This window comes from Sphingopyxis sp. GW821-FHT12C06 (genome assembly GCF_058807415.1).
Map to the genome: position 1 here is coordinate 97,420 of NZ_JBXAQR010000005.1, position 18,284 is coordinate 115,703.

At 64.4% G+C, this 18,284-nt stretch carries 16 protein-coding genes and 1 tRNA gene; 8 read left to right on the forward strand and 9 right to left on the reverse strand.

Annotation, left to right across the window (positions count from 1 at the left end; all coding sequences use genetic code 11):
- Nucleotides 1-4: 4 nt before the first annotated feature.
- Genes AC1RRJ_RS15745 through ftsE form a run of 3 tightly spaced genes read right to left on the reverse strand, consistent with a single transcriptional unit; the run spans nt 5 to nt 2,140 of the window.
- A complete protein-coding gene (locus AC1RRJ_RS15745) occupies nt 5-535 on the reverse strand; it encodes a YdcF family protein (RefSeq protein ID WP_493124328.1) in 531 nt (176 codons plus the stop codon).
- A complete protein-coding gene (locus AC1RRJ_RS15750) occupies nt 532-1,437 on the reverse strand; it encodes a cell division protein FtsX (RefSeq protein WP_493124330.1) in 906 nt (301 codons plus the stop codon). The genes AC1RRJ_RS15745 and AC1RRJ_RS15750 overlap by 4 nt, the downstream gene beginning before the upstream one ends.
- A 7-nt stretch (nt 1,438-1,444) precedes the next feature.
- On the reverse strand, nt 1,445-2,140 hold the full coding sequence (gene ftsE / locus AC1RRJ_RS15755) for a cell division ATP-binding protein FtsE (protein WP_493124332.1): 696 nt from the start codon (nt 2,138-2,140) through the stop codon (nt 1,445-1,447).
- Between the two features lie 207 nt (nt 2,141-2,347).
- On the opposite strand from ftsE, the gene AC1RRJ_RS15760 reads away from it, so the two are divergent.
- On the forward strand, nt 2,348-3,148 hold the full coding sequence (locus tag AC1RRJ_RS15760; protein ID WP_493124334.1) for a zinc-ribbon domain-containing protein: 801 nt from the start codon (nt 2,348-2,350) through the stop codon (nt 3,146-3,148).
- 32 nt (nt 3,149-3,180) lie between these two features.
- Here AC1RRJ_RS15760 and AC1RRJ_RS15765 read toward each other — a convergent pair whose 3' ends face one another.
- Entirely contained in the window at nt 3,181-4,212 is a 1,032-nt protein-coding gene (locus tag AC1RRJ_RS15765; protein ID WP_493124951.1) for a YeiH family protein, read from the reverse strand.
- Nucleotides 4,213-4,359: 147 nt separating this feature from the next.
- On the opposite strand from AC1RRJ_RS15765, the gene AC1RRJ_RS15770 reads away from it, so the two are divergent.
- Nucleotides 4,360-4,436, forward strand: a tRNA-Arg gene (locus tag AC1RRJ_RS15770).
- A 165-nt stretch (nt 4,437-4,601) separates the two neighbouring features.
- On the opposite strand, the gene AC1RRJ_RS15775 is transcribed toward AC1RRJ_RS15770, so the two are convergent.
- From AC1RRJ_RS15775 to AC1RRJ_RS15795, 5 genes are all read right to left on the reverse strand, one after another.
- A complete protein-coding gene (locus AC1RRJ_RS15775; protein WP_493124336.1) occupies nt 4,602-6,704 on the reverse strand; it encodes a phosphocholine-specific phospholipase C in 2,103 nt (700 codons plus the stop codon).
- Between the two features lie 34 nt (nt 6,705-6,738).
- Nucleotides 6,739-7,734, reverse strand: a complete 996-nt coding sequence (phnE, locus tag AC1RRJ_RS15780; RefSeq protein WP_493124338.1) for a phosphonate ABC transporter, permease protein PhnE — start codon at nt 7,732-7,734, stop codon at nt 6,739-6,741.
- Complete coding sequence (locus AC1RRJ_RS15785; protein WP_493124340.1) at nt 7,731-8,456, reverse strand: phosphonate ABC transporter ATP-binding protein; 726 nt, start codon at nt 8,454-8,456, stop codon at nt 7,731-7,733. Before AC1RRJ_RS15785 ends, phnE begins: the two co-directional genes overlap by 4 nt.
- Nucleotides 8,453-9,388, reverse strand: a complete 936-nt coding sequence (locus AC1RRJ_RS15790) for a phosphate/phosphite/phosphonate ABC transporter substrate-binding protein (RefSeq protein WP_493124342.1) — start codon at nt 9,386-9,388, stop codon at nt 8,453-8,455. Before AC1RRJ_RS15790 ends, AC1RRJ_RS15785 begins: the two co-directional genes overlap by 4 nt.
- Nucleotides 9,389-9,501: 113 nt before the next feature.
- Entirely contained in the window at nt 9,502-11,697 is a 2,196-nt protein-coding gene (locus AC1RRJ_RS15795) for a TonB-dependent receptor plug domain-containing protein (protein WP_493124344.1), read from the reverse strand.
- A gap of 251 nt (nt 11,698-11,948) precedes the next feature.
- Here AC1RRJ_RS15795 and AC1RRJ_RS15800 point away from each other — a divergent pair, with 251 nt between their 5' ends.
- The 6 genes from AC1RRJ_RS15800 (at nt 11,949) to manD (ending at nt 18,283) form a co-directional block, all read left to right on the forward strand.
- Entirely contained in the window at nt 11,949-12,842 is an 894-nt protein-coding gene (locus tag AC1RRJ_RS15800; RefSeq protein WP_493124346.1) for a MurR/RpiR family transcriptional regulator, read from the forward strand.
- Between the two features lie 147 nt (nt 12,843-12,989).
- Complete coding sequence (locus AC1RRJ_RS15805) at nt 12,990-14,291, forward strand: Hsp70 family protein (RefSeq protein ID WP_493124347.1); 1,302 nt, start codon at nt 12,990-12,992, stop codon at nt 14,289-14,291.
- Nucleotides 14,292-14,380: 89 nt separating this feature from the next.
- On the forward strand, nt 14,381-14,674 hold the full coding sequence (locus AC1RRJ_RS15810; RefSeq protein WP_493124348.1) for a hypothetical protein: 294 nt from the start codon (nt 14,381-14,383) through the stop codon (nt 14,672-14,674).
- Nucleotides 14,675-14,839: 165 nt separating this feature from the next.
- Nucleotides 14,840-15,403, forward strand: a complete 564-nt coding sequence (ahpC, locus tag AC1RRJ_RS15815; RefSeq protein WP_493124350.1) for an alkyl hydroperoxide reductase subunit C — start codon at nt 14,840-14,842, stop codon at nt 15,401-15,403.
- A gap of 133 nt (nt 15,404-15,536) precedes the next feature.
- Complete coding sequence (gene ahpF, locus AC1RRJ_RS15820) at nt 15,537-17,099, forward strand: alkyl hydroperoxide reductase subunit F (protein ID WP_493124352.1); 1,563 nt, start codon at nt 15,537-15,539, stop codon at nt 17,097-17,099.
- Nucleotides 17,096-18,283 carry a D-mannonate dehydratase ManD gene (gene manD / locus AC1RRJ_RS15825; RefSeq protein WP_493124354.1) on the forward strand — a complete coding sequence of 396 codons (1,188 nt, stop codon included), beginning with the start codon at nt 17,096-17,098 and terminating at the stop codon, nt 18,281-18,283. The genes ahpF and manD overlap by 4 nt, the downstream gene beginning before the upstream one ends.
- Nucleotide 18,284 lies beyond the last annotated feature (1 nt).

Consider the following 18,284-nt stretch of genomic DNA (forward strand, 5'->3'; position numbering starts at 1 on the left):
TATCTCACAGGCCAAGCCATCCGCCGGCGATCCCCGCCAGATATTTGTGATATTCGCGAAACAGGGTCGCGAAACTCGGCTGGCTACGTACCGCGTCGGGGAGGATCGTCACCTTGTCGCCGACCGCACGGGCGATTTCATATTCGGCGCGGCGCATATGCCAGTCGGTGGTGATCAGCCGGATGCTCTGATAGTTGCGCCGCGCAACCCAGGTTGCGACTTCGGTGGCGTTCGAGCGCGTATCTTCGGCCTCGAACCCCAGCGCGATGCAGCAATCGAACAATTTCATCGGCCGGTGATAGGTTGCGGCGAGTTCGTGCGGTTTGACCTCGCGCGCGACGCCGCTGATCAGCAGACGCTTGGCGTCGCCTGCCTCGAGCCGCTCGAGCGCGCGATCGATGCGCCCCGGCCCGCCCGTCAGCACGACGATCGCGTCGGTCTTTTGGTCCTTGGCGGGCAGCGGCAGAAGCAGCGCGAACCACGCGAAGCCGAGCACCCAGGCCAGGAAGAGCAAGGAAATCAGGCGCTTGATCATAAAATCTTCTTGAGCGCGCTGAGCAGGGTCTGCCGCGCGGTAAGGGCTGCAAGCGCGATAGCCAATAGCGGCAACGCCAGCAAGAGGAGCCAGCCCGCGGCCCCAAGCGATGCGGTCGCGGCGAGCCCTGACGTAACGCCGGTCCATTGCAAGCCTATCAACAGCAGGATCGCCGCGGCAACCGTGGTGCCGAGCGCGATGCCATAAGCGGTGTCGATCGCGATGCGGCGCTGGAACAGTCGGGTGATCTGGCGGTCGGTTGCACCGATCAGGTGGAGCATCTCGATCGTCGGAAAATGCGTGGCGAGCGCGGCGCGTGCCGTCATGATCACCACCGCCGCGCTGGCGAGTGCCATCAGCAGCACCAGCCCCCCTGCCACCCACGCGAGCGAGCGGATCAGCCGAGCGACTGGCCCCAGCCATTCGGCATGCGGGATGATCCGCGCGCCGGGCGCTTCTTCAGCAACGAGCGTGCGTAGTGCGCGCATATGGCGGGCGTGATTTTCGCCGACGAAATCGATGTCGATCAGCGCGGGGAGCGGTAGCGACTTCAGCACGGGGTCGTCGCCCTCGGCGCTGCCGAACCACTGGCCGAGCGTCGCCTGCAATTCCTCCTGTTCGACCGAGCGGGCCGACAGGACGAAGTCCTGTGCGGCGGCGCGGCGACGCAGTGCGCGCGCCTGCTGCGCGCGGGTCACGGGGTTGGCGGTGACGATCTGCACCGTGACACGCCCGGCGATCGCATCGCCGATTGCGTTCGCCGAGCGTGCTAGCCCGACCCCCGCGGCGGCGGCAAGCAGAGTGAGCATCATCAACAATGCGATCACCCACGGCGTCGGACCCGACAGGCGACGGTCGGGAAGCAGGCGGCGATGCTGGACGGGGACGCGCGGGATGATCATGTGCAAATCACGCCCTGTTCGCCGGTGGATAGCGCAGCGCGCCGGTTGGATCGGCGAGCCGGCCGCGTTCGAGCCGCATCATCTGGGCATTTTCGATCCGGCTGATCAGATGGATATCGTGGGTCGCGACGACGACGGTGGTGCCGAGGCGGTTGAGCGCCTCGAACAGCCCGAGAAGCCGCATCGCCATTTCGGGGTCGACGTTGCCCGTCGGTTCGTCGGCGATAAGCAATTGCGGGCGTGCGATCACGGCGCGGGCGATCGCGACACGCTGCTGTTCGCCGCCCGACAGAGTCGCGGGGTGCGCGTGGGCGCGTTCGCTGAGCCCGATCCAGCTCAACATTTCACCGACCGGGCCTGACAGATCCTCTTCGCTGACCCCCGCGATGCGCAGTGGCAGCGCGATATTGTCGCGCGCCGACAGGTGCGGGATCAGCCGGAAGTCCTGAAAGACGACGCCGATGCGGCGGCGAAAGCCGGGCAGGCGGTGGCGCGGCATCGATACCAGATCCTCGCCGAACAGGCGGACGATGCCGCGGCTCGGCCGCTGCGCGAGATAGAGCAACTTGAGCAACGAGGTCTTGCCCGCGCCCGATGCGCCGGTCAGGAAATAGAAGCTGCCGGGTTGCAGGTTGAAGCTGATGTCGGCGAGCACCTCCGCATCGGGGCCATAGCGCAGCCCGACGCCGTCGAATTCGACCATCGCGCCTCCGGGGCGAGGGATTTCTGTCAATGTCATGGTGTCACCCCGGCGCGATTTCGCGCCTTTGCCGGTTCGGTCAGCAGGGGAGCCTCCGCGCTCATCCCGACGCCTGTTGCACGGCTGTTCGACGAGGTAAAGCGGCGAGTAATCGCGGGCGCACGACGCGGCGCTTGCAACACCGCGACTCAGCGTGTTTAGAAGGGTCCCATGATCCTCGCCTGTCCGTCCTGCCACACCCGTTATGTCGTACCCGATACGGCGATCGGTCCAAATGGTCGCACGGTACGCTGCGCCAGTTGTCGTCATAGCTGGTTTCAGGAGCCTGCGGCGGGAACTGCCACCGCCGCGCCGCTGGCCCCGGCAGCGTTTCCCGAACCGGCTTCCGCTCCGGCTTCTTCCGCACCCGTAGCTGCCGCGCAGGTCGATGTTGCACCACCGACGGTTGCCGATCCGGCGCCACCGCCGCCTCCGCCATCCCAGCCGCCCCAGACTTTTGCAGCGCCAGCATCGGCGGAACCCGCGCCGCGTCCCGCCCGGACCCCCGTGAACGACGCGCCGCTGCCTTTCCGTCGTGCCCGCCGTAACCCGGCAAAACGCTGGACGATCATTGCCGGTGGCGCTGCGGCGCTGATGCTGGGCGCAACCGGTGCGCTCTATTGGTTCGGACTGCCGAGCTGGGCGCAGGGGCTCGGGCTTCCGGGGGCCGCCGACGAACCCGATCTGGTGATCGAGTTGCCGCCGAATCAGGACCATCGCGAACTCGCCGACGGCACGATTTATTTCGCCGCGTCGGGGGTGATCATCAACCCGACCGATCGCGAGCAGCGCGTGCCGCCAATCCTTGCGGAGCTGCGCGATGCGCAGGGGACGATCGTCTATAGCTGGACGATCAAGCCGCCGGTGCGGATGCTGCCGCCCAATGAGAAGGTCAATTTCAGCGAAGCGAAGCTCGACATTCCGCGCCGCGCGACGCAGCTGACCGTCAGCTGGGCCCTACCAAAAAACTAAATCATACAGGGGGTTGGTGTGACGTCACGGCGTCACAGGCTGAGTGCGGCGGCGAGTGAAAGCAAAAAGCTGGTCAGCGTTGCGACGATGATCGGCGCGAAGCTGCGCCAGCCCTGATCGAGCAGCAGCGCGAGCTGCGCCTTCATCGCGGTGGCGACGACCGCGAGCAGCAGCAGGGCTTGTGCACCGCCGTTTGCGGCGTGTTGAACCGGCGCGGGGATGGCGATCAGCGAATTGACCGCGGCGACCGCCAGAAAGCTGGTGATGAACCACGGCAGCCGCAGCGGAATCCTCATCTTGCCGCCTTCGCCGCCGCGGCCGAGCCACATGGCGACGAGCATCAGCATCGGCGCGAGCAGCGCGACACGCGCCAGCTTGACGATCGTCGCGACCTCGCCCGCTTCCGGAGAGAAGGAAAAACCACCGCCGATCGCCTGCGCGACGTCGTGGATCGACGCGCCGATCAGGAAACCTGCCTGCGCGTCGGTCAGGCCGAATTCGGCGGCCAGTACCGGATAGGCCGACATTGCGAGCGCGCTCGCGACGGTGATGCCGACGAGGGTCATGGTGAAGCGTGCCTGATCGACGCGCTTGTCGCCGATCAGCGAATAGAGCGCGAGCGCCGCCGACGCGCCGCAGATCGCGGTCGCGCCGCCGGCGAGCAGCGCGGCATGGCTGTCCTGCCGGAACAGCCGGGCGCTCGCGACGGTGACGATGATCACCGCGAGCATGATCAGGACGAGCAGGATGAAGGGCAGCGGGCCGAGTTCGGCGAGCTGCTGCGCGGTGATGCGCGCGCCGACGAGGACGATGCCGACGCGCAGCGCGGTTTGCGACATCAGGTCGAGCCCGGCGTGGGTGCGTTTGTCCTGCGACAAAAAGCTCATGGCGAGGCCGATCAACAGCCCCATCAACACCAGCGGTGCGGCATAATGGTCGGCGAGCCACGCGGCGGCGAGCGCGGCGATGCCGGTGACGAGAATGCCGGGCAGATAGTCGCGCCAGCGATGCCGTGCGGGCGGATGCACCTCAAGCTGCATCTCGCCATAAAGATCGGCGGCCATCGGCCAGCGCGTTTCGGATGGTTTCACGTCGGCTCCCTGTGGCGTGGCGGCGGCCCCGCTTTGCACCCGTGGATGCGTCCGCGCAATGATCGTGCGATAAGGCCATTGCTGGCGCGCCCGGAGCTTGCTAGGAGCCGCGCTCTACCGGCACCCGTAGCTCAGCTGGATAGAGCGCTGCCCTCCGAAGGCAGAGGCCAGGGGTTCGAATCCCTTCGGGTGCGCCATTTTTCCATGGTTTGACCATGCGGTCTTTTCAGCACATCAAAATTTGGCGACATGATTGTCGCGGTCGCCCGCGGCCGAATCTTTCTGCTGTCTGGCTGCCGACGCGCCCCGATCGGCAGGAAAAGCCGGGCAGGCGATCGGCCTGCCCGGCTTTTCCTGCGCTTCTAGGCGAAGATATAGGGATCGCTGATTCCGTGAACGCCGCGCTCTATACGCCCGGCGAGGCGGGTTTCGATGCCGGGCAGCGTGACGGTCACGTCGTACCAGTCATGATCCTTCGGGGTCGGCCATGGCTGTATCGCCTTGCTGCGACCCGCGATTGCAATCTCCTTGCTGGCCGAGGGGGCATAGGCGTCGCGCGCTATCACGGCCTTTTGCGGATCACCGGTTTCATTGACGAAGGTGAATGCCAGCTTCTTCCCATCATAGCGCGCGGTCATCGCGGGTGCGCGCGCAGCTTCACCCGATTTCCCGCGAAAGGCGCGGTGAAAACCGTTGGGGCCGAGCACCCACAGGTCGAACGCCCCGTCGGCGCCAACGTCCCAGCGATCGTTGATCGTCTTGCCTGCCTCGACCGTATAGCGGCGCGGAATGCGATCGAGATTTTGCTTGTCATATACGTGGAACACCGCGCCGGCAGCGCCCTGATTGACGAAGTCGAGCCCGACCGCTTTCCCCGCGGCGTCGATCCGGGCATCGACATGAAGGATATAAGGCAGCGCGCGCGAACGGCGGATGCCCTTTTCCTGGAACAGATCCTGCGGGACGCGCGGCGGCATCGCCTTGGGACGCTGCAAATGCGTATCGAGGATCGCGGTCGATCCGCTGACATCGGGCAGCGCGGGAAAGGCCGCATCGGCGCTTTTGGTGAAATCGAAGCAGGAGGTCATGTCGCCGCACACCGCGCGATGCCACGGGCTGATCGCGGGGATGGTGATGCCGAAACGTTTTTCGAGGAATTGGCCGACCGAGGTGTGATCCATCACCTCGCTGCTGACCCAGCCGCCCTTGCTCCACGGCGAGACGACATACATCGGCACGCGCGGGCCAAGCCCGAAGGGGCGCGTCGTCCCCGAGATACTGTCGTCGCGTGACAGATATTTATCCTCATGATCGTCGAAATAATGGCCGGGCAGTGCGAGCGTCGCCTTGCCCGCGAGCGTGCCGTCGGCATTGTACGACGGCGGCGCGGCGGGGGGCATGTGGTCGAACAATCCGTCATTTTCGTCGAAGGTCTGGAAGAAGACCGTACCGCTCCACACGTCGGGATTGGCGGTCAGCGCATCGAGCACGCGCGCGGTGAATTCGGCGCCCTCGATCGGGGTCGAAGCCGAGGGATGTTCGGACCATTGCTTGGGCGGCAGCACCCACGACACCGCGGGCAGCGTGCCGTTCTTGGCATCTTCAGCGAGCTGTTCGAGCGAATGATGCGCCATGCCGCGTTCATAGATTGGTGAGCCCGGCTTCGCGTCGCGAAAGCCCTTGAACGCCAGCCCGCCGTGCATCGCACCGGTCCAATTGTCATTGGGGTCCTGATAGATGCGCCAGTCGACGCCTGCATCTTCGAGCACCTCGGGGATCGTCGCCCATTCGAGCGCATTGCCGGCGTAGGTATAGCCGGGCTCGGGCAGCGCACCCTTGATCCAGCAGCGCAGATTATTGGGCTCCGATTTGTCATCGCGGCAATTGGTGCCGGTCGCAGCGACCTCGGGATCGAAGTTCGACCCCGACCAGAAGACGATGCGATTGGGATCGGTGCCGGTGGTGATCGAGCAATGATAGGCGTCGCAGATGGTGAAGGCTTCGGCGAGTGCGAACTGGAAGGGAATGTCCTCGCGCTTGTAATAACCCATCGAATAGTCGGTCTTGAACTTGGGCCACAGCCCGAACTTGCCCTGGTTCCACGCCGCCTGCGCATCGGAGAAACTGTGCGGGGTGCCCGGCACTTTCAGCGCGTTGGTGCGCGCGGTATCGAGGTGGAAGGGCGGCAGATCGCGCGCGCCATTGCTCTGGAACCAGACATTCTTGCCGTCGGGCAGCGGGATCGGATGGCGGTCGCCAAAGCCGCGCACGCCCTTCATCGTCCCGAAATAATGGTCGAACGAGCGGTTTTCCTGCATCAGGATGACGATGTGGCGTACATCCTTGATCGTGCCGGTGGTACGCTTGGCGGGGATCGCCAGCGCGCGGCCGATGCTGGCGTGGAACGCTGCGGCCGATCCGGCGACACCGGCGGTTTTCAGAAAATGACGTCGAGACTCGCTCATTCAAATTACTCCGGATTGAAAAGAAAAACTGGCGTCACCGCCACGCCCGACGTGCGCGGGACGCGATCAGGTCGAGGGTGAGGATGACGATGAAGATGGCGATCAGGATCGTGCCGACATGGCCATATTCATACATGTCGAAACGGCCCTTCAATTCCTGGCCGATGCCGCCGGCACCGACGAGGCCGATCACCGCGCCCATGCGGACGTTGCGATCGAAGGTGTAGAGCGTGCAGGCGATGTGCTGCGGCAGCGCCTGCGGCAGGATCGCGCTGCGCCAGATCGTCAACCGCCCGGCGCCCATCGCCGCCAGTGCGGCTTGCGGGCGCGGATCGGCATCCTCGATATCGTCGGCATAGAATTTGCCGAGAAAGCCCGCGGCATGCAGGCCGAGCGCGAGCACCCCGGCAATCGGCCCGAAACCATAGGCGATGACGAGGAAGAGCGCCGAGATGAGTTCGGGCACCGCGCGGAAGAAAGCCGATGCCGCGCGGGCAATGGCGCGAATTGCAGGGTGCGGGTTGACATTGCTCGCGCCGAACAGCGCGAGCGGCAGCCCGATCAACACCGCGATAACCGTACCCCAAAGCGCGATCTCGAGCGTCTCGAGCATTTTTGCCGCGATATGGAAGATATAGCCGAACGGCTCGACCAGCCACGCGGTGCGCACGACGCGTTCCTCGTGGCGGAGTGTCTCGGGGCTGAGTTCGGTGATGCGCGTCTCGACATTTTCGATGCGCGCGAATGGCGGCAGATTGTCGGGGTCGAAACCCTCGATCCTGTTCACCTCGCGCCGCGACGATAGCTGGATCGGCGTCAGTTGGCTGAGCGTCCTGCCCAGCCCCTCGGCGACCTGCGAGCGCTCGGCGAATCCGGTCTGTGCCAGTACCGCCTCGCCACTGAGGGCCAGCATCCGGTCGATCTCGACGCGCTGGCCGGTGTAGAAGAGCAGGAGAAATGCGCCGACGAGGATAGCGGCGGCGCGCGCGTTGAGCAAGGTCGGGAAGCGCCAGGGAAGCGCCGCGTTCATGACCGTGCTGCTAACAGGCGCGCCCGGGTAATGCCGCCGTCGAACATCGCCGGGATGCCGTCGAAGACGACGCGGCCGGCGTCGAGCAGGATGATACGATCGGCATAACGTCGCGCGAGGTCGGGCTGGTGCAGGCTGCAGACGAGCGTGGCGCCGAGGTCGCGCGCCTCGTCGCGGAGAAGCGCCAGCGTTGCCTCGCCAGTCGCCGGATCGAGGCTCGCGACGGGCTCGTCGGCGAGGATGATCGCGGGGTGGTGGAGCAGCGCGCGCGCGATCGCGACGCGTTGCTGTTGACCACCCGAAAGACTGTCGGCACGGCGCGCGAGATGGGTTTGCTCCAACCCTAGCTCCGTCAGCAGCCGGGCCGCGCGTTCGCGTTCGGGTTGTGAGTAAAGACCGGTGAAGCTACGCCATAGCGCCACATCGGCGACCGCCATGACATTGCCCGCAACACTCGCCCGTCCGCACAGCGCGAAGTCTTGCGGGATCAGCCCGATGCGCCGGCGGAGCGAGGCGTTCGACGCGAAACCGTCATACAGGATCTGCCCGGCGTGGGCCGCTGTCATTCCGGCGATCACCCGCAGCAAGGTCGATTTGCCCGCGCCCGACGCGCCGAGCACTGCGCAAAACTGGCCTGCGGGGATGTGGAGCGACATATCTGTCAGCGCCTCGGTGCCGCCGGCATGGCCAACGCACAGGTTAGTGATGCGGATATCGATCATCGGCGGGGTCTTTCAGCTGACTTGCGCAGCAACTCGTCTTTCAGTGCCTCGCTGACCTGCGCCATCTTGCGCGCGGCGGGGTCGAAATGATCGGGGGCGACATGCCCGACATAGGAATCGACCTGCGCGCCGCCATAGCCGCGGATCATTGCGGGCGTGACGCCGGGGCTGTCGTCGAGATTCTCGAAGGCCGCCCGCAACTGCCCGCGCAGCGCAGGAGGCAGGCGCGTACTCGCGATCAGCGGTGGATAAGGAATCGGATCGCTCCGCGCGATGACGCGCAGCGCACGCGCGCCGGGGACATTGGCGCGCACCGCCTTGTCATAGCTATCGAACGACAGCGCGGCGGCATCAACCTCGTCGTTGATCAGCGCGGCGAGGCTGTTGGCGTGGGTCCCGGTCATGCGCACCGCCGACAGGTCGCGGACCGGATCGATCCCGGCGTCGAGCAGCATGGCGACAGGGAAGACGAAGGCCGAGGTCGAGTTGACGTCGCCAAAAGCGACGCGCCTGCCGCGCAGCTCGCTGATCGCGCGAACGGGGGAGTCGGCGCGGACGAACAGCCCGGCATAATAGACCGACCGCCCCGATTTGACCGCGACCGCTAGCGGTTCGGCGCAGCCGCGCTTGCGCGCCTGGAGATAGGTGACGGACCCGACAAAGGCGATATCGGCGGCATTGTTACACATCGCCTCGACCACCCCGCCATAGGATTGTGCGACCTTCAGCTCGAAGCGCATCCCGGTACGGAGCGCCACCGCGTTGAAGATCGGCCGATAGTCGGCGAGCGTGCCGCTTTCGGTCCCGCCATCGGCGGGAATCAACAGCACGCGCAGCGGTGGCGGCTGAGCCGGCTTCGGGCGCAAGGCGATCCAGCCCGTGCCGGCGACGAGCATCGCCGCCAGCACGCCCGCCATGATCCACCGTCGCATAGGCAAGCTCCATCGACCCGAAAGACGGGGGGCAGCTACGAGGGGGCTGTGACAGCATCGTGAATCGGGGTTCGGCGGGTCTGGCGCGCTCTGCTGCGCCAGACCCGGAATGATCAGAATTTGGTGGAGTAGGAGACATAGACGCTGCGCGGCTTGCCCTCGAACTCATAGCCATAGAAATATTCGGGGCTGTTGAGCTTGATCTCGCCGCGGTTGAACGCCGAGCTGTAGCGCATGTTGCCATAGCCGTAGCGCTCGGCATATTTCTGATCGAAGATGTTGACGATACGCAGCTGGAACTGATGCTGGCGCTCGTCGCCAAGCCGGTATCCGATCGACCCGTTCATCAGGAAATAATTGCCGAAATTGTGGCGTAGCGAGTTGTTGACCCCGCCGGTCGCAAATTCGGGTCCTTGGTAACGCGGGAAGAGCGTGATGTGGAAACGCTCGTCGGGGCTGCGCCAGCTGACATTGCCGCCGATCATATATTCGGGGGTCTCGCCGATCTGAAGCTTGTCGCCGTCGAGATGCGCTTTTTGCTTGGTATAGTTGATGTTGAACGAGAAGCCCTTGCCGACGCGGACGTCGAGATCGGCGGTCAGCCCGCGAATCTGGGTGGTTCGGTCGTTGTTGAAATAGATGGATTTCCCTGGTGCCCAGCCGGGAATGCCGACGCCTTCTCCAGCCAGCGGAACTTTCGTCTGGATGCGGTTGGTGACGTCGGTGCGGAACGCGCCGACTTCGGCATTCACCGAAACATTGCCGAACTCGGTCGCGAAACCAACGCCGCCATTATAGGTTTCGGTTTCTTCGGTCTTGAGGTCGGGGTTGCCGACGAGCGTGGGGCTTTGGGCAAAAAGCTCGTTGGTGCGCGGCAGGCTGTATGAGGTGCCACCGTTGCCGCGAATGTAGAAATCGCCGATCGGCTGACGGAAGCCGAATTTCCAGATCGTGCGCGATCCGAAGCTGTCGGCAAAATCGGTGCGCAGCGCGAGCGAGAGTTTGGTGGTGGGGCTGAAGAAGAGCACGGGACGAAAATCGGCATAGACGCCGGTGATCGTATTCGCCTTGTTCGGGATGGGGAAGACTGGATCGGAATCATCCTTGTACGATACGACCTGGACGCCGGTGACCAACTCGAAGAGGTCGGGGAAGGACAGGGTGTTGCGGATGTTGAGCCCCATCTCGCGGAACCCGCCGACCTTCGAATCCTTGCCGAAGCCCTTGTTGGCGGCGGGGATCGACTTGCCCGTGCCGTCGCCGAACGCGATCGTCTTGCCGGTCGTCGGATCGATGCAGCCCGCGGCGATCTTGCAGATTTCCGGATAGGTTTCGGTGTTGTTGAGCTGCGGGTTGCTCCAGTAACCCGCAATCTCGGTGTAGACATTGTCCGACCAGCGTCGGTCGAGCGTGAAATCGACGATCGGGTAACGCACACGGTTGGGCGAATAGGTTTCGGCGTCGGGGAACGGGTCCTGGAACTCGATCTGGGTATATTGTCCGTTGACGCGCAATTCGGTCTTGTCGTCGACCTGCCACAGATATTTGATTCCGATATTGCCGCGATTGAGCGGATATTTCTGGATGCCGCCGGCCTTGGCGACATTGTCGACATAGGATTCGGGGGCGAAGATGCGCGGGCCGTCGGTCTGGATGCTGCCGCCATAGACCATCAGGCTGTGGCGCCCGTCGGCGTCGATCGGGAAGCTGGCATTGCCCCAGATTTCGCGCGTGTTGAAGGCGCCATATTGCGCGCCCAACTCGAACTTGCTCGTGCCGTCGGGGCGCTTGGTGACAAGGCTGATCACGCCGATGCCGCCGTTGCTGCCGAAGAACAGGCTGTTGCCGCCGCGGAACACCTCGGCGCGCTCGATCATATGCGGGTCGATCGTCGTCGTACCCCAGATATCCTCGAGCGCGGGGCCGCGGTCATAAAGCGGGACGCCATCGAGCACGACCAGCGTATCGCGGTCGCTGCCGCCGTCGAGGCGGATCGTATATTCGCCTTCGTCGGGCGAGTATCCGATGTTGGCACCCTTGATCAGAAATTGTGCGATCTCGGCAAAGTTGGTTGCGCCGGTTTCGGCAATCTGTTCGGAGCTGATGATCTGGACGGCGTTGCCATATTCGACCGCCTGAGCAGCGAGCGGCGTCGCTTCGACCGTAACGGCGCCGGTCACGACGATCTCGTCCCCTGCCTCGGCGGCGTCGGTCGTCGCCTCGGCCGCGCAGGCGGTGGCAGGCAGCGCGCTCGCGGTCAGGAACAGGCCAAGATGAATGGCCGCACGAAATTTGGGAGAGTTTTGCACAATATTGCCCCTGTTGAAGGATCGCGGTCACATTGGCGGGGCAGAGGTCGATCGCGTTGGGCGACTCGATGCTGCGCCGCACCAATGTTCGAGGCCCGGCTAGGCGCGGCATGTGACAGTTGGATGAAATATTCTCATTTTTAAATTTATATAAAAATGAGAATATTTATTTTTGAGATGGGCGGGTTCTGGGGTAATATGGTCGGCCCCAAAGACGCGGGACAGCGGATTCAGCCAGAGAATTGCCGGATATGAACGAAAAATCCGCAGGACGCCGGGGTGCGGCCGACGATCAGGGGCCGGTCGAAAATGCGCTGGCGCGAATGAGAATGGCGCAGGGCAATATGGCCAAGGGCGCGCGGCGGATCGCCGACTATATTCTCGCGCGGCCCGAGGGGATCGTGCGGATGTCGATCACCGAACTGGCCGACGCGGTCGGGGTGAGCGAGGGCAGCATCGTCAATTTCTGCCGGAGTATCGGCTTGTCCGGTTTTCAGCATTTGAAGCTCAGCCTCGCGCGCGAGATCGTCGAACCGGTGCAGTTCATCCACGAGGATGTCGGGCGCGACGATGATATGGACATGATATGTCGCAAGGTTTTCCATTCGGGGATTCAGGCACTGCGCGATTCGCTGTCGGTGCTCGATCCGCAGTCGCTCGCGCGCGCCGTCGACTCGATCCGCACCGCGAAACGTGTCGAGATTTATGGCATCGGCTCCTCGGCGCCGATGGCCGAGGACACGCATTATCGCATGCTGCGAATCGGGCTCGATGCCCGCGTGGTGACCGACAGCCATATCCAGGCGATCAGCGCGTCGCGCTGCGATTCTGATGTGGCGGTGCTGACAATTTCGCACAGCGGCGCGACGCACGAAACGGTCGCCGCGACGCGGCTGGCGAAAGAAGCCGGTGCGCGAACGATCGTCATCACCAATTTCGCGCGCTCGCCCATCCAGGCCTATGCCGATGTCGTCTTGTTCACCATGGCGCGCGAGACGCGTTTCCGCACCGAGGCGATGACGAGCCGCATCGCGCAACTTTGCGTCGCGGATGCGCTGATCGCGGCGCTGGCGCTCGCCGACCATGACCGCTCGACCGAAACGCTGCGCCAGACATTCGAAGTGCTGTCGATCAAGCGTTTCTGACCGGCCTGCCGGTGCATTTCTGCCGCTCTGAGGCTTGATGCGCGTTGTCGACGCGCCTATGGGCCTGCCCTTCCGGAACCCGGTACGCTCCCGTTGGCCCTGCGCTGCCATTCGGGCTGCGCGTGCGCCTCAAGAATGGAAAAGCATATGACGACCAGCCCCGCCGGTCCGGTCCTGGGGCTGGATTTCGGTACGACCAACAGCGTTGCCGCGATCGCCGGTGATGATGGTGCGCCCGAACTCGTCGGCTTCGATGGCCCCGCCGCCAGCGGACCGGTTTTCCGTTCGGCGCTCTGCTTCTGGCAGGATGAGGATGTCCGCGGCGGTCTTGCGGTCGAGGCCGGGCCGTGGGCGATCGCCGAATATCTGTCCTGGCCGCAGGACAGCCGCTTCCTGCAGTCATTCAAATCGGTCGCCGCCAGCGCGAGTTTCGACACCGCCTCGATCTTCACCAAACGCTATCGCTTCGAGGAACTGGGGCGCCTGTTCCTCGACAAGCTTGTCACGCATGCCGGTGCCCCGCTTGCGGAGCGGCCGCGCCGCGTCGTCGTCGGTCGCCCGGTGGAATATGCCGGGGGCCGCCCCGACCCCGTCATCGCGCGCCAGCGCTATGACGCCATGTTTGCGGGCTTCGGCACCGAGATCCACTATGTCTATGAGCCGATCGGCGCGGCGTTCAGCTATGCCTCGCGGCTGACCGAGCCGGCGACTTTGCTCGTCGCCGACTTTGGCGGCGGGACGAGCGATTTTTCGGTGGTCAAGGTGGCCGAACCCGGCGCCGCGCGGCGCTGTGTACCGCTTGGCCATGCGGGTATCGGGATTGCGGGGGACCGTTTCGATTACCGGATCATCGACCGGCTGGTACTGCCGATGCTCGGCAAGGGCGGGCTCTATCGCTCGTTCGACAAATTGCTCGAGATACCCGGCGGGCATTTTCGCGATTTCGCCGACTGGTCGCGCCTCGCGCTGATGCGCAATCGCCGCACACTCGACCAGCTCCGCCGGCTTCAGCAGAGCGCGGTCGACGCCGCCGCGATCGGGCGGATGATCGCGGTGATCGAGAATGAGCTGGGCTATCCGCTTTACGATGCGGTCGGCCGGCTCAAGCGTGCATTGTCCGATGGCGACGCCGCGCATTTCCATTTTGCGGGCGCGGGGCTGGAGATCGAGGCCGATGTCACCCGCGCCGAATTCGAAGGCTGGATCGCCGAAGATGTCGCGGCGGTCGAGGCCACGGTCGACCGCGCGCTCGTCGCGGCGGGCGTGCAGGAGCGCGACATCGACCGCGTGTTCCTGACTGGCGGTACCTCGCTTACCCCTGCGATCCGCGCACTGTTCGTGCGGCGCTTCGGCGAGGCGGCGATCATGAGCGGCGACGAGCTGACCTCGATCGCACACGGGCTCGCGCTGATCGCGCAGGAAGAGGATATGACTCCCTGGGCGGCTTGATCGCGCGGTCGCATTAATTCCTCTCCGCCGGCACCGCTGTGTGATATGATGCCTCTGCCAGCCTGCGCATGGGAAGAGGAGGGCAGACGATGGCCGACGACTGGAATGTCGACGATCTGGCGCTGTGCATTAGCCGCCACGAGCGCTATCCGCCTGAAGTCCGTCCGGGCGTCATCCTCACTGTGCGCGAAGTCATCGGCGATATGGTCGATGTGGTGACCGGGCATCATGGCATTGCGCTGCGTTTCCGGGGCGCGCCCGACCTTGGTCCGAGAGCTGCCTATTGCGCGCGGCGCTTTCGCAAAATCACCCCCTGCGAAGCCGATGCCTTCGATCGCGAAGTGATTGACATCATGACCGAAGCGCCTGCCGGCCGCGAATAGGCCGCCCGCAGGCCGCTGATCGCCCCGGCGCGGCTATGAAAAGCGTCTTGATCGATTTAACCGATAAGTCTGCAAGATATTTTGAACTTGCCGGGCGGGGCCGCGATCCATAACTGCCCCCGTGCAAGAGATTATTGCAGTGCAACAAACAAAGGAAACTCTCCCATGGGTATCATCGGAAGCTCGATCAAACCGTTCAACGCCACCTCGTACCATCAGGGCAAGTTCGTCCCCGTGTCGGACGTCGACACCCAGGGCAAGTGGGCGGTTTTCTTCTTCTACCCCGCCGACTTCACCTTCGTTTGCCCGACCGAGCTCGAAGACCTCGCCAACCAGTATGAAACGCTGCAGGGCCTCGGCGTCGAAGTCTATGCCGTGTCGACCGATACGCATTTCAGCCACAAGGCATGGCACGACAGCTCGCCGGCGATCGGCAAGATCAACTATCACATGCTGGGCGACCAGAACCACGTCCTCGCCAACAATTTCGGTGTGCTGCGTGAAGATTCGGGCCTCGCCGACCGTGCGACCTTCGTCGTCGATCCCGACGGCGTGATCCAGGTGATGGAAATCACCTCGGAAGGCGTCGGCCGCAACGCTGAGGAACTGGTCCGCAAGATCAAGGCCGCCGTCTATGTGCGCGCCAACCCCGGTCAGGTCTGCCCCGCGAAGTGGGAAGAAGGCGCCGAGACGCTGGCTCCCTCGATCGAACTCGTCGGCAAGATCTAAGCCGCAGCTACCGGATCGCCGGGCGGGTATTTTGCCCGCCCGGCCTCCCCCCCCAATAGCACATCGTAGCCAGGTCGCCGCGACCGCCCGTTCGGCCGCGAAGCCTTGCGCCTGCCCGGAAAGGCCCTCTCCCATGCCCATCCTCGACGCCAACACGACGGCCCAGCTCAAAACCTATCTCGGCAATCTGCGCCGTCCGATCGAGCTGGTCGCGAGTCTCGACGGCTCGCCCAAGTCGGCCGAGATGCGCAGTCTGGTCGAAGAGGTTGCGGCGCAGTCCGACCTGGTGGCGGCACGCTTCGACGGCGACGACGCCCGCCGGCCGTCCTTCGCGATCCGCGCCGATGAGGGCCGGGCCGAAGCGGTATTCGCGGGCCTGCCGATGGGGCATGAATTCACCTCGCTGATCCTCGCGCTGCTCCACGTCGGCGGCCATCAGCCGAAGGAAGACGCCGAACTTCTTGACGCGGTGCGCGCGCTTGAGGGCGAATTTGTCTTCGAAAGCTTCTTTTCGCTCACCTGCCAGAATTGCCCCGATGTCGTGCAGGCGCTCAACATCATGGCGGCGCTCAATCCGAATGTGCGCCACGTCGCGATCGACGGCGCGCTGTTTCAGGATGAGGTCGAGCGGCGTCAGGTGATGGCGGTGCCTGCGGTCTATCTGAACGGCGAACCCTTTGGTCAGGGCCGCATGGACCTCGCCCAGATCATGGCGAAGCTCGACACCGGCGCGGTCGCCCGCGCCGCCGATAAAATCGCCGCCAAGGATGCGTTCGACGTGCTCGTGATCGGCGGCGGCCCCGCCGGGGCTGCAGCGGCCATCTATGCTGCGCGCAAGGGCATCCGCACCGGCGTCGTCGCCGAACGCTTTGGCGGTCAGGTGCTCGACACGCTGGGGATCGAAAATTTCATCTCGGTCCAGCACACCGAAGGGCCCAAGCTCGCGGCGCAGCTCGAACAACATGTCAAAGAATATGACGTCGATATCATGAACCTGCAGGAGGCGACCCAGCTGATCCCCGGCGGCGCGACCGGCCTCCACGAGGTGAAGCTGAAAAGCGGCGCGAGCGTGCGCGGCAAGACGGTGATCCTCTCGACCGGTGCGCGCTGGCGCCAGATGGGGGTCCCGGGCGAAGAGGAATATCGCAACAAGGGCGTCGCTTACTGCCCGCATTGCGACGGGCCCTTGTTCAAGGGCAAGCGCGTCGCGGTGATCGGCGGCGGCAATTCGGGGGTCGAGGCGGCGATCGACCTTGCGGGCCTCGTCACCCATGTCACGCTGATCGAGTTCGACAGCGAACTGCGCGCCGATGCGGTGCTGCAGAAGAAACTGCGCAGCCTCGTCAACGTCACGATTATCACTTCGGCGCTCACCACCGAAGTGCTCGGCAACGGCGAGCGCGTCGTCGGCCTGCGCTATCGCGACCGCAATAGTGACGAAGAGCATCTGGTCGAGCTCGAAGGGATTTTCGTGCAGATCGGCCTGATTCCGAACACCGAATGGCTCGACGGCGCGATCGCGCTGTCGAACCGCGGCGAGATTGAAATCGACGCGCGCGCCGCGACCAGCCAGCCGGGCATTTTCGCCGCCGGCGACGTGACGACGGTGCCGTACAAGCAGATCGTTATCGCGATGGGGCAGGGATCGACCGCCGCACTGTCGGCCTTCGACCATCTGATCCGTTCGGAGGGGTGATCGTGACGAGCCCGGGGCGCAATTTCGTGACGCTGAAGATCACCTGCGACGATGGTACCACCGGGGTGGGCGACGCGACGCTGAACGGCCGCGAACTCGCGGTCGCAAGCTATCTCGCCGACCATGTCGTCCCGTGCCTGATCGGGCGCGACGCGCACCGGATCGAGGATATCTGGCAATATCTCTACAAGGGCGCATACTGGCGGCGCGGGCCGGTGACGATGACGTCGATCGCCGCGGTCGACATGGCGCTGTGGGATATCAAGGGCAAGCTCGCGGGACTGCCCGTTTATCAATTGCTCGGCGGCGCGGCGCGCGAAGGCTGCATGGTCTATGGCCACGCCAACGGGACGAGCATCGCCGACACGGTCGAGGCGGCGCTCGATTATCAGCGCCAGGGTTATAAGGCGATCCGCCTGCAATGCGGCGTGCCGGGGATGGCGTCGACCTATGGCGTCAGCAAGGACCGCTATTTCTATGAGCCCGCCGACAATGATCTGCCGACCGAGAATATCTGGTCGACGGCCAAATATCTGCGCGTTGTGCCCGAATTGTTCGCTGCCGCGCGCGAGGCATTGGGCTGGGAGGTTCATCTGCTCCACGATGTCCACCACCGGCTGACCCCGATCGAGGCGGCGCGGCTCGGCAAGGATCTCGAGCCCCATCGGCCCTTCTGGATCGAGGATGCGACCCCGGCCGAAGATCAGGAGGCGTTTCGCCTGATCCGCCAGCACACGACAACCCCGCTCGCGGTCGGAGAGATTTTCAACTCGATTTGGGACTGCAAGCATCTGATCGAAAACCGGCTGATCGACTATATTCGCGCAACGGTCCTGCACGCCGGAGGGATCACCCATATGCGCCAGATCGCCTCACTCGCCGACCTGCATCAGGTTCGCACTGGCTGTCACGGCGCGACCGATCTGTCGCCGGTAACGATGGCGGCAGCGCTTCACCTCGGGCTCGCGATCCCCAATTTCGGTATTCAGGAATATATGCGCCACACCCCGGAAACCGACGCGGTCTTTCCGCATGCTTATCGCTTCGCCGATGGCATGCTCCATCCGGGCGATGTGCCGGGGCTGGGGGTGGATATCGACGAGGCGCTTGCCGAAACCCATGCGTACAGCCGCGCCTATCTGCCGGTGAACCGGCTGGAGGACGGAACCTTGTGGAGCTGGTGAC